This window comes from Shinella sp. BE166 (assembly GCF_051201095.1).
Classification (GTDB): domain Bacteria; phylum Pseudomonadota; class Alphaproteobacteria; order Rhizobiales; family Rhizobiaceae; genus Shinella; species Shinella lacus.
The window spans coordinates 117,528-131,007 of the sequence record NZ_JBPEHL010000004.1; the positions used below are offsets into that span (position 1 = coordinate 117,528).

10 protein-coding genes are annotated in these 13,480 nt (G+C 63.7%); 4 read left to right on the forward strand and 6 right to left on the reverse strand.

Annotated elements, in window-relative coordinates:
• Positions 1-133: 133 nt before the first annotated feature.
• The 5 genes from J2Y63_RS11220 to J2Y63_RS11240 form a co-directional block, all read right to left on the reverse strand.
• Positions 134-2,560: a GcvT family protein gene (locus tag J2Y63_RS11220; protein ID WP_435266141.1), complete on the reverse strand. Its 2,427-nt coding sequence runs from the start codon at positions 2,558-2,560 to the stop codon at positions 134-136.
• A gap of 120 nt (positions 2,561-2,680) precedes the next feature.
• Entirely contained in the window at positions 2,681-3,235 is a 555-nt protein-coding gene (locus J2Y63_RS11225) for a sarcosine oxidase subunit gamma (protein ID WP_435266142.1), read from the reverse strand.
• Positions 3,236-3,245: 10 nt separating this feature from the next.
• Entirely contained in the window at positions 3,246-6,203 is a 2,958-nt protein-coding gene (locus tag J2Y63_RS11230; protein ID WP_435266143.1) for a sarcosine oxidase subunit alpha family protein, read from the reverse strand.
• A complete protein-coding gene (locus J2Y63_RS11235; RefSeq protein WP_435266144.1) occupies positions 6,200-6,475 on the reverse strand; it encodes a sarcosine oxidase subunit delta in 276 nt (91 codons plus the stop codon). Before J2Y63_RS11235 ends, J2Y63_RS11230 begins: the two co-directional genes overlap by 4 nt.
• 7 nt (positions 6,476-6,482) lie before the next feature.
• A complete protein-coding gene (locus tag J2Y63_RS11240; RefSeq protein WP_435266145.1) occupies positions 6,483-7,733 on the reverse strand; it encodes a sarcosine oxidase subunit beta family protein in 1,251 nt (416 codons plus the stop codon).
• 188 nt (positions 7,734-7,921) lie between these two features.
• Here J2Y63_RS11240 and cysQ point away from each other — a divergent pair, with 188 nt between their 5' ends.
• The 4 genes from cysQ (at position 7,922) to J2Y63_RS11260 (ending at position 11,848) form a co-directional block, all read left to right on the forward strand.
• Positions 7,922-8,728 (forward strand): 3'(2'),5'-bisphosphate nucleotidase CysQ, encoded by an 807-nt coding sequence (gene cysQ, locus J2Y63_RS11245; protein WP_435266554.1) that lies wholly within the window; start codon positions 7,922-7,924, stop codon positions 8,726-8,728.
• Positions 8,729-8,935: 207 nt separating this feature from the next.
• On the forward strand, positions 8,936-10,345 hold the full coding sequence (locus J2Y63_RS11250) for a hypothetical protein (RefSeq protein WP_435266146.1): 1,410 nt from the start codon (positions 8,936-8,938) through the stop codon (positions 10,343-10,345).
• A gap of 25 nt (positions 10,346-10,370) precedes the next feature.
• Positions 10,371-11,165, forward strand: a complete 795-nt coding sequence (locus J2Y63_RS11255) for an ABC transporter permease (RefSeq protein ID WP_256121054.1) — start codon at positions 10,371-10,373, stop codon at positions 11,163-11,165.
• Positions 11,162-11,848: an ABC transporter ATP-binding protein gene (locus tag J2Y63_RS11260; protein ID WP_435266147.1), complete on the forward strand. Its 687-nt coding sequence runs from the start codon at positions 11,162-11,164 to the stop codon at positions 11,846-11,848. Before J2Y63_RS11255 ends, J2Y63_RS11260 begins: the two co-directional genes overlap by 4 nt.
• An 84-nt stretch (positions 11,849-11,932) precedes the next feature.
• Here the strand turns inward: J2Y63_RS11260 and J2Y63_RS11265 are convergent, their stop codons facing one another.
• On the reverse strand, positions 11,933-13,348 hold the full coding sequence (locus J2Y63_RS11265) for a capsule biosynthesis protein (protein ID WP_435266148.1): 1,416 nt from the start codon (positions 13,346-13,348) through the stop codon (positions 11,933-11,935).
• Positions 13,349-13,480: the final 132 nt, after the last annotated feature.

Here is a 13,480-nt window from a genome sequence, read left to right on the forward strand (position 1 = left end):
CGGTTAAATGACGCATTTAACGCCAGGGAAACCAAAAAATCGGCAGGAAAAGCCGCGCCCTTGCCCGAAAAGATGCATGAAAGCAGCAGGCGGCGCTGTCCCGTTTTGAGACAGCGCCGCCTGAACGGAACACTCAGCCGCGCATTTTCGCGCCCGAAGGGTCGAACAGCGGTTCCGGCTGCGGGCGCGCCGCCAGGATCTCGCCAAGCAGCTCGATCGACCAGCCGCTTTCGACGTCGGCGATCTCCTTCGGCACGTAGCCGACCGCGACGGAAACGCCGGCCGCATGGGCATACCCGCCCGACGTCACCCAGCCGCGCACTTCGCCGTCGAGATAGATCGGCTCGTCGCCGATGACGTCCGCATCCTTCGCGTCCAGGGTGAAGGTGCGCAGGCGCAGTGCCCCGCCTGATTCGCGCTCGGCCTTCGCCGCCGCCTTGCCGATGAAGTCGGCGTCCTTCTTGACCGCCACGAAACGCTCCAGCCCGGCTTCGAGCGGCCCGTAGAGCGGACGGTATTCGCGCGACCAGCTTCCATAGGATTTTTCGAGGCGGAGCGCGTTCAGCGCGCGCAACCCGAAGAGCTTGATGCCGAATTCGGCACCGGCCTCCAGCAGGAGATCGTAGAGGTAACGCTGGTATTGCGGCTTCATCCAGATTTCGTAGCCGAGGTCGCCGGTATAGCTGACGCGCCCGACGATCGCCGGCGCCATGCCGAGATCCATGCGGCGCACCGCCATGAAGGGGAAGGCCGGGGTCGAAAGGTCCTGGTGCGTCAGCTTCTGCATCACCTCGCGCGCCTTCGGCCCGGCGATCGCGAGCCCGACGAGCGCGAGGTTGAGCGCTTCGAGCGTCACCGAACCGTCCTTCGGCAGGTGCGTCTCGAACCACCGCATGTGATAGTCCTCGGCAATGCCGGAGCCGATGAGCAGGAAATCCCCCTCGCCGAGCTTCGCCAGCGTGAAATCGCCGATCAGCTTGCCGTCGTCCTTCAGCATGGGCGCCAGCGTCATGCGGCCGGTCGCGGGAATGCGGCAGGTGAGCAGCCGGTCGAGCCAGGCCTCCGCGCCCTCCCCCTTCACCGCATATTTGGCAAAGCCCGAGGTCTCCATCAGGCCGACGCTCTCGCGCACGGCCTTCGCTTCCGCGCAGACCGTGTCGAAGTCGGTCGAGCGGCGCCACGAGAAATGGTCCTCGACACCCTTCGGCGCGAACCACAGCGGCTGTTCCAGGCCATAGGACGCTCCGAAGACGGCACCGGCCTCCTTCAGCTTGTCGTAGATCGGCGTCGTCAGCAGCGGGCGACCGGCCGGCAGCTCCTCGTTCGGATAGCGGATCGAGAAGCGGCGCGAATAGTTTTCGCGGACCTTGGCATTGGTATAGGCGAGCGTCGCGAAGTCGCCGTAGCGCGAGACATCCATGGCGAAGACGTCGAAGCCGGGGTCGCCGTGGATCATCCAGTTGGCGAGCGCCAGCCCCACGCCGCCGCCCTGACTGAAGCCCGCCATGACCGCGCAGGCCGACCAGTAATTCGTCATGCCGCGCACCGGGCCGACGAGCGGATTGCCGTCCGGCGAGAAGGTGAAGGGGCCGTTGATGATCTTCTTGATGCCCGCCTTGTTGAAGGCCGGGAAATGGCGGAAGCCGACTTCCAGCTCCGGCGTGATTCGCTCGATGTCCTCCGCCAGAAGCTCGTGGCCAAAATTCCAGGGCGTGGTGAGCGGCGACCACGGGCGGCAGGCCTTTTCATAGGTGCCCATCAGCATGCCGTTGCGCTCCTGGCGGAGATAGATTTCTCCGTCGAAGTCGACGCAGTGCATCAGCTCCTTGCCGCGCGTCTGGTTGAACTCGATGACCTCGGGCATATCCTCGGTGATGAGATACATGTGCTCCATGGCGAGCACCGGCAGCTCCAGCCCCACCATGCGGCCCACTTCGCGCGCCCAGAGGCCGCCGCAGTTGACGACATGTTCTGCGACGATCTCGCCCTTGTCAGTGATGACGCGCCAGGTGCCGTCCTCGCGCTGCACGAGGTCTTCCACCTTGGTGTGTAGGTAGATGTCGGCGCCGTTCTTCTTGGCGGATTTGGCATAGGCATGCGTCGTGCCATAGGGATCAAGATGGCCTTCGACGGGATCGAACACCGCGCCGACGAACTGGTCGGGATCGAGCAGCGGCATCAGCTCATGCGCTTCCTTCGGCGTCAGAAGGTGCGCGTCGAGGCCCATGTAGCGGCCCTTGGCAAGGATGGACTTCATCCAGTCGAACCGGTCCTTGGTGGACGCCAGCATCATGCCGGAGGTCATGTGCAGGCCGATATCCTGGCCGGAATAATCCTGGATCTCCTTGTAGAGCTCCACCGTATATTTCTGCAGCTTGGCGACGTTCGGGTCACCGTTGATCGTGTGCATGCCGCCGGCCGCATGCCAGGTCGAGCCGGAGGTCAGCTCCGAACGCTCGACGAGCACGACATCGGTCCAGCCGAATTGCGTGAGATGATAGAGGACGGAACAGCCGACGACGCCGCCCCCGATGACGACGACCCTTGCATGGCTCTTCATGAAAAACTCCGGCTTTCGGCGGGTTGAAGGGAATTGCGGCGAACGAAGCGCAGCCTATTTTGTCCCCCGGATGCCCGACAAGCCCGTGGTGCGAAACCTCATGTCGCTTTGCCGATTTTGTCAGCGCGTGGCGAAATCCACCGACAGGTCGAAGCTCCGCGCCATCACCTTCAGGTCACCCACCAAAGCCTCGGCAAAGCTGCGCATCACGACGAGATCGAAGCTCGTTTCCCCTGTGCGGGCGAGGTTGACCGAGAGATGGTTGCACAGGACGTTCGCCGCACGGCCGACCGGGAAGGCTTCCGGATGCAGATCGACAGCAATGCCGTTCACCAGGATGCGCGCGGCATCCGGGCCGGACAGCGTCAGCGCGACGCGGCCATGGCTCTGGTCCGCGACGAAGGCGAAATGGCCGAGGCGCAGGCCGAGTTCGGCGGCGAGCGTTTCCGGCGCATGCACCTCGGAGAGCACCAGCCATTCGCCGGGGCCGGAAAAGCGGGCCTCGAACTCGCCATTGGCAACCAGGATGCCCGCTGCCTCGGCCGTCTGGCCGGGCGCCGCCAGCACCGTGGCGATCGCCGTCGTGCGGTGGGCGGCGAGGTGATTGACCCGCCGCTCGGAAATCGCGCCGATCATGCCGTCCAGCGCATGCACCGCCTGATAATCGTAAGCCATCGCCCTCACCTCACGCCATCAGCTTGCGGTTTTCCGGATCGACGAAGACCGGATCGCAGACCTCCGCCATCGCCTCGACGCCGCGCAACTGGTCCCAAACGACGATTTTCTCGCCATAACGCTCACGGCCGGACTTGAGGAAGCCAAGCGCAATGTGGCTGCCGAGCGTCGGCGAAAAGCAGGCGGAACTCACCCAGCCTTGGTCGTTCAGCGTCGAAGGCTTCGCGCCGTCCTTCAGCAGGTGCGCGCCAGCGCGCATGTCCTTGTCCGCCTCCAGCGCGCGAAGGCCAACGAGTTGGGCGCGATCCGCCGCAGTCAGGCCGAATCGCGTCGACAGCCGCTTGCCGATGAAATCCGGCTTGGCCGAACCCATCATGCGGCCGAGCCCGGCATCGTCCGGCGTCACGCGGCCGTCGAGTTCGGCATGCGTCACATGCCCCTTCTCGATGCGCAGCACGTTCAACGCCTCGACGCCATAGGCGCAGAGCCCGTGCGGCTGGCCCGCCCGCATCAGCGCATCCGCCACCGCCTCGCCATAACCCGCCGGCACCGCCAGCTCATAGGCTAGCTCGCCGGAGAAAGAAATGCGGAAGAGCCGCGCCTTCAGATTGCCCTTCAGCCGCACCTCGCGCGCGGCGAGGAAGGGGAAAGCGGCAGGCGACAGGTCATCCTCGACGACGGCTTGCAGGATGGCGCGCGCCTTCGGCCCGGCAATCGACATCTGCGCCCATTGGTCGGAGACGGAGAGGAAGCGCACGCGCAACTCCGGCCACAGCGCCTGCGCGGCGAACTCCATATGCGAGAGCACGCCGCCCGCAAGGGCCGTCGTGGTCGTGACGAGGAAGTGCTCCTCCGCCAGCCGGCTCACCGTGCCGTCGTCATAGACCATGCCGTCCTCGCGCAGCATCAGGCCGTAACGGGCCTTGCCGACCGGCAGTTTCAGCACGGGATTGCAATAGAGCCGGTTCAGGAACTCGGCTGCATCCGGCCCGAAGACCTCGATTTTTCCGAGCGTCGAGACATCGCAGAGGCCGGCATTTTCGCGAACATTCCTGACTTCCCGGTCGACGCTCTCGCGCCAGGTCTTTTCGCCCGCTTTCGGGAACCAGGAGGAGCGATACCAGAGCCCGGCATCGATGAAGACCGCGCCGTTGCGCGCCGCCCAGCCATGCAGCGGCGAGCGGCGGGTCGGCATATTGTGTTCGCCGACCGATGTGCCGGCGAGCGCGCCGAAGGAGACGGGCGTGTAGAACGGCCGGAAGGTGGTGGTGCCGACTTCGGCGGGGCTGACGCCCCGCATGGTCGCGAGAATGCCGATGGCATTGATATTGCCGAGCTTGCCCTGGTCCGTCGCCATGCCGCCCGTCGTATAGCGCTTGGCGTGTTCGACATGGCCGAACCCTTCGCGCACGGCAAGGCCGAGATCCTTGGTGTGCACGTCGTTCTGGAAATCGACGAAGGCCTTGGATTTCGCCCCCGGCACATGCCAGAGCGCCGTGAAGGACGGATCGATCTCCTCGCCGATGGAAGGGCGCTCGAAGCCGGCAACGGGCCGCCCGAGGCTCTCCACGATAGCCAATGCCTTGCGCGCGCCATCCTCGAAACATTCCGACAGGCGATAATGCCCTGCCGCGGCACCGGCCATCACCAGCCCCGCACCCGCTTCCGGCGCCAGGAACGCCTGCAAGGCTTCCGACCAGACCGCTTTGCCGCCGCGCTGACAGGCGAGGTGGATGACGGGGCTCCAGCCGCCGGACATCGCCACGGCATCGCAGGCGATCAACTCTTCGAAACCGCCGCGATCGGTAACGATGGCGCGGACACGCTGGCGCCCCTTCGTATCGACGACGGAACCGCCGCGAACCAGCCGCACGCCCGCCGGCGCGCTGTCGGCGGCATCCGCGCGACTATCGATGAGGGCCGCGACCTCGATGCCATGCGCCACGAGGTCCTGCGCCGTGCGATAACCGGACGCTCCGTTGGTGAACACCGCAACGGATTTCCCGGCAGCCACGCCGAAACGGTTGGCATAGGTGCTGACGGCGCTCGCCGTCAGGATGCCCGGCCGGTCGTTGCCGCCGAAGACCAGCGGTCGTTCTTCCGCGCCGGTGGCGAGGATCGCGTGTTTCGCCACGATGCGCCACAAACGCTCGACGGGTTTGCCGGGATCGATGGTCACGCCGTGCTTCTGCACCCGCTCGACCGCGCCGAAGACATTGTCGTCGTACCAGCCGAACACCGTGGTGCGCGGCAGGAGCGTGACATTCGCATGGTTCTGGAGTTCATCGATGGCGCGCCGGGCAAAGACATAGGGCGCCTCGCCATCCAGCTTTGTCGTCTCGGACAGCAGCGCACCACCCAGAACGAAATCCTGCTCGGCGAGAAGCACGCGCAAGCCCGACCGGGCAGCGGTGAGCGCGGCGGCAAGGCCGGCCGGGCCGGAGCCGACGACGAGCAGGTCGCAATGCGCCCAGCTTTTTTCATAAGCGTCCGGATCGCGCGGCAGGCTTGTGCGGCCGAGGCCGGCGGCGCGGCGGATCAACGGCTCATAGACCTTTTCCCAGAAGGCGGCAGGCCACATGAAGGTCTTGTAGTAGAAGCCGGCCGAGAGGAAGCGCGACATCAGGTTGTTCACCGCGCCGATATCGTAGGCGAGGCTCGGCCAGCGGTTCTGGCTGATGGCTTCGAGGCCATCGTAGAGTTCAGCGACCGTCGCCTTGGTGTTCGGGTCGCGGCGTTCGCCGCTGCCGATGGTCACCAGCCCATTCGGCTCGGACGGCCCGGCCGTCACGATGCCGCGCGGGCGGTGGTATTTGAAGCTGCGGGCGACGAGCAGGCGGTCATTGGCAATGAGCGCCGAGGCGAGCGTATCGCCGGCATGGCCTGTGAGCGGCGCCCCGTCGAAGGAGAAGCGCACCGCATGGCTGCGGTCGACGAGGCCGCCGGTGGCGAGGCGATAGGCGGTCATCGCTCGCCTCCCCTTCCCGCCGCGGCATCGCTGACGGAAAACACCTCATGGGTAAAATTGTCCCGCTCCACCACCAGCCAGCGCCGGCAGCCGGCCACATGCTGCCAATGCTCGCGGATGCGGCCGCGCGGATTGGCGCGCACATGCACGTAATTGTTCCACGCCTCGTCGGCCGCCAGCGGCGCGGGACGAACCGGTGTCGCATCGCCGCGGATGAAAAACTCTTCCTTGGCGCGTGTGCCGCAATGCGGACAGGAAATCAGGCTTGCCATCACTCACTCAATGCAGGTTCGGCTGGGTGCCCACACCCGCCTCGTCGATCGGGAAGCCGCGCTCGAAACGATCGAGCCTGAGCGCGCGCGCCACATGATGGCTTTCGCCCTTGGCAATCAGGTGCGCGAAGCAGAAGCCGGAGGCCGGCGTCGCCTTGAAGCCGCCGTAACACCAGCCGCAGTTCAGGTAGAGGTTTTCAATCGGCGTGCGGTCGATGATCGGCGAACCATCCATCGACATGTCCATGACGCCGCCCCAGGCGCGCAGCACCCGCACGCGCGAAAGGCCGGGAATCATGGTGACGCCCTCCTCCATGACATGCTCGGCCGTCGCGAGGTTGCCGCGTTGCGCATAGGAGGAATAGCCGTCGATCTCCGCGCCGAAGACCAGACCGCCCTTGTCGGACTGCGATATATAAAAATGTCCGGCACCATAGGTGATGACGTGGTCGATGCAGGGTTTCAGTCCCTCGGTGACGAAAGCCTGCAGCACATGGCTCTCGATCGGCAGCTTCAGCCCGGCCATCTCGCCGACACGCGACGTATTTCCGGCAGCAGCCAGCGCCAGCTTGTCGCAGCCGATGAAACCCCTCGTCGTCTCGACGCCGGTGACGGTACCGTTTTCGCGGCGAATACCGGTGACCTCGCAATTCTGGATGAGATCGACGCCGAGCCGGTCCGCGCCCCGCGCAAAACCCCAGGCAACGGCATCGTGCCGCGCCGTGCCGGCGCGCTTTTGCAGCAAGCCACCCATGATGGGGAAGCGCGCATGTTCGAAATTGAGGAAGGGCAGCATCTTCTTCAGCGACTCGCGGTCGAGAAGCTCGGCCGCAACGCCCTCCATCATCATGGCGTTGCCGCGACGGATATACTGATCGCGCTGGCCGTCATTGTGGTAGAGGTTGATGATGCCGCGCTGCGAGAACATTACATTGTAATTGAGCTCCTGCTCCAGCCCTTCCCAGAGTTTCAGCGAAAACTCGTAGAACGGCTCGTTGCCGGGCAGCATGTAGTTGGAGCGCACAATCGTCGTGTTGCGCCCGACATTGCCGGAGCCGAGATAACCCTTTTCGACGACCGCGATGTTGCGGATGCCGAATTCCCGGGCGAGGTAATAGGCCGTCGCGAGCCCATGCCCGCCGCCACCGACGATAATCACGTCGTAATGCGTCTTCGGTGCCGGCTCGCGCCAGGCGGGCGTCCAGCCGAGGTTTCCGGCAAAGGCTTGCTTGAAGATCGAAAGGGCGGAATAGCGCATGCAGAATCCTGGATCAGTCGCCCCACATTCGCATATGCAGCACAAACAGCAAGGCCGGCGGCGTCTTGCCGCACCGGAAACTTTCCGCGTGCAATGGCGAGGCGCGGCATTTGCTTTCGCGCCGCCCCGCGTCTAAGGCATGGGCAAGAAACGGCAGGACGAGACGCATGCAGCCAGACAGGACAGAGCTGAAGCAGGTAATGGAAAGCGCAGCCCTTGCCGCCGGGCGCGCGATCATGGCCATCCATCGCGCCGGGGCGGACGTGCACTACAAGTCGGACCGCTCGCCGGTGACCGCCGCCGACGAGGAAGCCGAACGGCTCATTCTGGAGGCGTTGGCGCTGCATTTTCCGACGATCCCGGTGGTCGCCGAAGAGGCCGTCGCCGCCGGCAGCGTGCCGGATATTTCCGGCGGCACCTTCTTCCTCGTCGATCCGCTCGACGGCACGAAGGAATTCATCGCCGGCCGCAGCGAATTCACCGTCAATATCGCGCTGATCCGCGACGGCGCCCCGATTGCCGGCATCGTCTATGCGCCTGCGCTGTCGGTGGGTTTCGTCGCCGGAGAGGATCGGGCGGAGCGGTTCGAGGTGACGGGCGAAACCGAGATTTCCCGGCGCCAGGCCATCGGCTGCCGCAGCCGCGGCAATGCACTGACGGCGGTCGCAAGCCGCTCGCATGCTACGCCGGAAACCGCGCGTTTTCTCGACGACCACGGCATCGACGCCTGCACGGCGATCGGCTCCTCGCTGAAATTCTGCCTTGTCGCGGAAGGGCTTGCCGACGTCTATCCGCGCTTCGGCCGCACCATGGAATGGGATACCGCCGCGGGCGATGCCGTGCTGCGCGCCGCCGGTGGCATCACCCACACGCTGGATGGCAGCCCCCTCCTCTACGGCAAGACCAACCAGGCGAGCGACGCGGACTTCGCCAACCCGAATTTCATCGCCGCGAGCGCGGATTGGCGCGCGGATCCAGCGGCGAACACAAAATAACCAGATTGCTCGACGAGGAATGCGCGCCGATCGCAAAGGCACCGGCTGAAGGAGGCTTATCCCCTTCTTTCCCGGCGGATGTACGGCATTTCCCGCCACTGGTCGAACGCGGCATTTTTATTGTCTGTAAAGGCAAATTCGAATAAGTTGCGGCGACAAGCATCGAGGCGACAAACCAGTTTGCTGTTGGAAAAAGAGTGAGCCGACGTGAAAGATGAAAACGCGCCCGTCGCGGCGGAAACCCCGACCCACGTCGACGACCAGACGAGCAGCCTGCTCGATCTCGCCAAGAAGCGCGCGCAACAGCGCGTTGCGGACCAGAAAATCGTGAGGATGAAGCAGGCGCCCGCCAGGCGCAGGGTCGAGCCGGAGATCGGCGACGAGGAAACCCTCCGCTCGCGTGTGGAGCCGCGGGTACGCAAGCCCGTCGACATTACCAAGAGCGTCCTGACCCTGCCCGACATGCCGAAGCAGAAGAAGGAGCGGCCCTGGGCGCTCATTTCCTTCGTGCTGGCAGTCATCGTTCCGACGATCCTGAGCGGGCTCTATTATATCTTCGTCGCGACCCCGCAATATGTGGTCGAGACGCAGTTTTCCGTTCGGGGTGCGCAGCAGGCGTCCCTCAACGCGCTCGGCCTGACCGGGCTCGTGGGCGGCGCCGCCCAGGCGGGCGATTCCTACATCGTCACCGACTATATCCATTCCTCGCAGATCCTGCCGGATATCAAGGATCAAACGGGCCTCGACATCCGGACGGTCTATTCGCGCCCGGCAATCGATTTCCTCTATCGCGAGAACGATACGAGGCCGCTCGACGAGTTCCGCGATTACTGGCGGGACATGGTCGAGATCAGCTACAATTCGACCACCGGCAACGTGACGATGCGCGTCTTCGCCTTCTCGCCGACGGACGCAAAGCAGGTGGCGGATTCGGTTCTCACCGTTGCTGAAAACCTGGTCAACACACTTTCCGACAAGTCCCGCAGGCAGTTCATCGAGGTTGCCAATCACCAGGTTGCGCGCTCGGAAGAACGCCTGCGCAACATCCGCAACCAGATCACCGACCTGCGCATCACCGAGCAGGCCGTCGACCCGACCGCCGTCGCGACGATGGAAGCAACCATCATCAGCTCGCTGGAGCAGGAACTGGCCTCGCTTCGCACGCGCTACAAAGCCCTGGTCGATTCGATCAGCAAGGATGCGCCCTCCGCCCGCGTCATCGAGCGGCAGATCAGCGCGCTCGAGGCACAGCTCGTAGAACAGCGGAACCGGATCAGCGGCGAGAACGAAAGCGACGATCCCACCAGCAAGACGACGCGTAGCGGCATGGATGGCGGCCGCGCGTTGCCGGCGATGATTGACCGCTTCACCGAACTCGGCGTCGAGCAGGAATTCGCCGTCAAGGCCTATACGACCTCGCTCGCCGCACTCGAGACGGCCATGCAGGAAGCCCAGAAGCAGGAGCGTTATTTCGCGGTTTACGTGCCGCCGCGGGAGCCGGAAATCGCGCTCTATCCGCTTGGCGCCGTGAACACGGCCATCGTCCTTGCGGCGGCGGCCTGCCTCTGGCTCATCGGCTACTTCGCCTTCCGGTCCGTGAAGGATCACGCGATCTGATCGCGCTGCAGAAACGAGTGGCGTCATGGCCCTGCTAGCTGAAAAACCCCTGAGCTACGCCCTGCGCGAGAACGCGCGGGTGATTTCCGCCCTCGTCGTGCGCAGCGCGGTGACGCGGTTCGGCGAAAGCCGCCTCGGTTTCGTCTGGATCCTCATCGAGCCCGCCGCCTATATCGGCATCTTCCTGCTCATCCATGCCGGCATGAAGGCGCAGATCCCCTTTGGCGACAATGCGCTGCTGTTCATCCTCGCCGGCGTGTTCGGGTTTCGCATGACGCGCGGCATTTCGCGCAAAACGGAACGCGCGATCTCCAACAACCAGCCGATGCTGACCTATCCGCTCGTGCGCCCGCTCGATACGATCATCGCGACCTTCTTGCTGGAATCGACGATCTGGCTGATCATCTGCGCCCTGTTCATGTGGGGTCTTGCGATTTCGCTAGACCGGGACGTCATCGTCTATCCCGGTGAATTCACGGAATGCATGTTCGCCATCCTCTATTTCGCTTTCTCCTATGCTGCGTTTAACGCGATGGCGGGGTCGCTCATACCGCGTTACGACACGTTCATGAGCATGGTGAGCATGCCCCTGATGCTGCTGTCCGGCGTCTTCTTCATGCCTGCGGAAATGCCGCCGAGTTTTCAGGCCGTCCTGTGGTGGAACCCCTTCATGCATTGCGTGGAATGGTTCCGCACCTCCACATATCTCGATTACAATGCTCTTCTCAGCAAGTCCTACTTGCTCGGCCTATCAACTGCGCTGTTGACCTCCGCGCTCATCTTGGAACGGGTTTTCCGTAGCAGGATCATAAGCGCATGATCATCTTCGACAATGTCAGCAAGGCCTATCCTCGCCCCGGTGGCGGCAAGAAGATTATCCTCGACCGGTTCACCGCGGCCTTCCGCCCGGGCACCAATGTCGGCATCCTCGGACGCAACGGCGCCGGCAAGTCCACGCTGATGAGCCTGATTTCCGGCGGCGAAATGCCGGATTCCGGGCGCATCCTGCGTGAGGGCAAAATTTCCTGGCCGCTCGGCTTCAACGGCGGTGTGCACGGCAAGCTGACAGGCGCCCAGAACACGCGCTTCATCGCCGATATCTACGGCAAGAACCGCAATCACGTATTGGATTTCGTCGCCGACTTTTCCGAGCTCGGCGCCTATCTCGACATGCCGGTCAAGACCTATTCCGCCGGCATGAAGGCGCGGCTCTCGTTCGGCATCTGCATGGCGATCGGGTTTGAATATTACCTGATCGACGAGGTGATCGCGGTCGGCGACTCCACCTTCAAGCAGAAGTGCAAGGACGTCTTCGACGAACGGCGCGAGAACGCCACCCTGCTTCTCGTCTCCCACTCTTCCGGCCTGCTGCGGTCGTTCTGCGACATCGGCGGTGTCATGAACAACGGCCAGCTCACCTTCTATAACGACATTGAAGAAGCAATCGAGGTCCACGAGGAAATCCTTCGGACCTCCTCGGCCAACCAGCGCCGTTCCGCCTGAGTTTTTCTAAGAAGCGCAAACGCCTAAGCCCCGGGAGCGTCCCGAGGGCTTGAAAAAGGCATGTCTATGAGAGATTAGCCGGCCCTACTGCGATTGCGCGAGCAGGGGCAGGACGTTGCTGGCCCGGGGAAGCTGGCCCGCGGCCCGTGCTTCCTCGTCCATGGCGCGAAGCTTTTCCAGAAGCGAATTGGTCGCGACCTCGATGCCCTCATAGGCGTAATAATCGCCGGGATGCAGGCATTGCTGGGCAATCCAGTTGAGGTAGTCGCGCCGCAGCGCCGCCGAGCCCACATGGCCGGACGACCAGAAACTATCGAGCTCGATGCCCTTGTTGACGCAGAAGGCGAGCGAGGGATGGCGGTAGAAGGCCTGCCCGAGAACGGCAAGCGGAATGCCGTGCTGAAGCGCCGACAGGCCGGACGTGCTGTTGATCGTCACCATGCCCGCCGCGTGCCGCGTCATCAGGCCGAGCGAACCGCTGTCGAGAATGTGGATACGCTCAGAGACGTTGTTGAGCACGCCGACCTGGCGGATGAACTGCTTGTCCTGGCTGTGCCCGCGCTCCATCGGATGGATCTTGAACACCAGCTGATGGGTCGGCGGCGCATTTCGCGCGAAGGACACGATCGTCTTGAGGATGAGCTTCTGGTTGTTCCAGCCGCTCGCTGCCGCACCCAGCTGGCTGTCGTCATGCACCTGCAGCGGCACCAGATAATATTTCTTGTCGTGATGCTCCAGCAGCCGTTCCATGCTGCGGTAATTGCTGCCGAGGTTGCGGAACTTCCGGTAATAATTCTTGACCCAGTAGAAGGCCTCGGGCGCAAGCGACCGCTTGTGCTTGTGGAACAGCTTGCGTTCGCTCAGCGTCGAAAAGATGCCGCGCACGGAGAAATAGGTAAAGGCGTAGGTTGCCATCGCGCCGAAGGACGAGGGGTAATTCGTCGTTCGCGGGCGCTCCCGGCGCTTGTCCTCGTCCTTTTCGGACGGCAGAAGGCCGGCGATCGGCGAACGCCAATTGTTGCCGCCGGTCTCCATCGTCACGAAGCCGGGACGGATATAACCCTCTTCCAGGCTGAGCACGGGGATGTTCGCCGCAGCGCATTGCTCGATCGCGATCTTGTGGATATCGCGCTCGCAGCCGAAGAGAACCACATAGTCGAAGCCATGCTCGCCGACGATTTCGGTGAACCAGTCGCGCCAGACGTCCGCGGTGCCGGAAAAATGCAGGATCTTGTTGCCGCGAGCAAAAAGCCGGTCGCCGGCATTGAAACAGATGCGCCAGGTGTCGAAGCCGCTGTCGTTGAGCAGCGCCTGGGCCTTGCGGAAGAACGGGCCGACCGGACCCTGCAACAGGAGCACGCGCGGCGCACTCTTGGAGGGAAAGCGCTTGGACAGTTTGCGCCGCAGCGACAGATTGATCAGCCGGGATCCACGCGCAGCACCGTTGGCTTCGGCGTCGGAGCGGCCAACCTTCATATCGTTATCATGCTGTACGCTCATGACAGGTCGGCTCTACTCAAAATGTGATGCTGGGTAGAATGGTATTCGCACAAAGGCGCCGTTTTAGCAACCACATCTACTCTATTCCCCGATTTTTGCCGCCGGCCCCTCGACTGGCAGATGCTCGCATCC

Excerpts from the sequence above, each read along its gene's own strand:
- J2Y63_RS11255 (WP_256121054.1), top strand. The coding sequence starts at position 10,371 with ATGGCCCTGCTAGCTGAAAAACCCCTGAGCTACGCCCTGCGCGAGAAC.
- J2Y63_RS11230 (WP_435266143.1), bottom strand. The coding sequence starts at position 6,203 with ATGACCGCCTATCGCCTCGCCACCGGCGGCCTCGTCGACCGCAGCCAT.
- J2Y63_RS11260 (WP_435266147.1), top strand. The coding sequence starts at position 11,162 with ATGATCATCTTCGACAATGTCAGCAAGGCCTATCCTCGCCCCGGTGGC.
- J2Y63_RS11265 (WP_435266148.1), bottom strand. The coding sequence starts at position 13,348 with ATGAGCGTACAGCATGATAACGATATGAAGGTTGGCCGCTCCGACGCC.
- J2Y63_RS11235 (WP_435266144.1), bottom strand. The coding sequence starts at position 6,475 with ATGGCAAGCCTGATTTCCTGTCCGCATTGCGGCACACGCGCCAAGGAA.
- J2Y63_RS11225 (WP_435266142.1), bottom strand. The coding sequence starts at position 3,235 with ATGGCTTACGATTATCAGGCGGTGCATGCGCTGGACGGCATGATCGGC.
- J2Y63_RS11220 (WP_435266141.1), bottom strand. The coding sequence starts at position 2,560 with ATGAAGAGCCATGCAAGGGTCGTCGTCATCGGGGGCGGCGTCGTCGGC.
- J2Y63_RS11240 (WP_435266145.1), bottom strand. The coding sequence starts at position 7,733 with ATGCGCTATTCCGCCCTTTCGATCTTCAAGCAAGCCTTTGCCGGAAAC.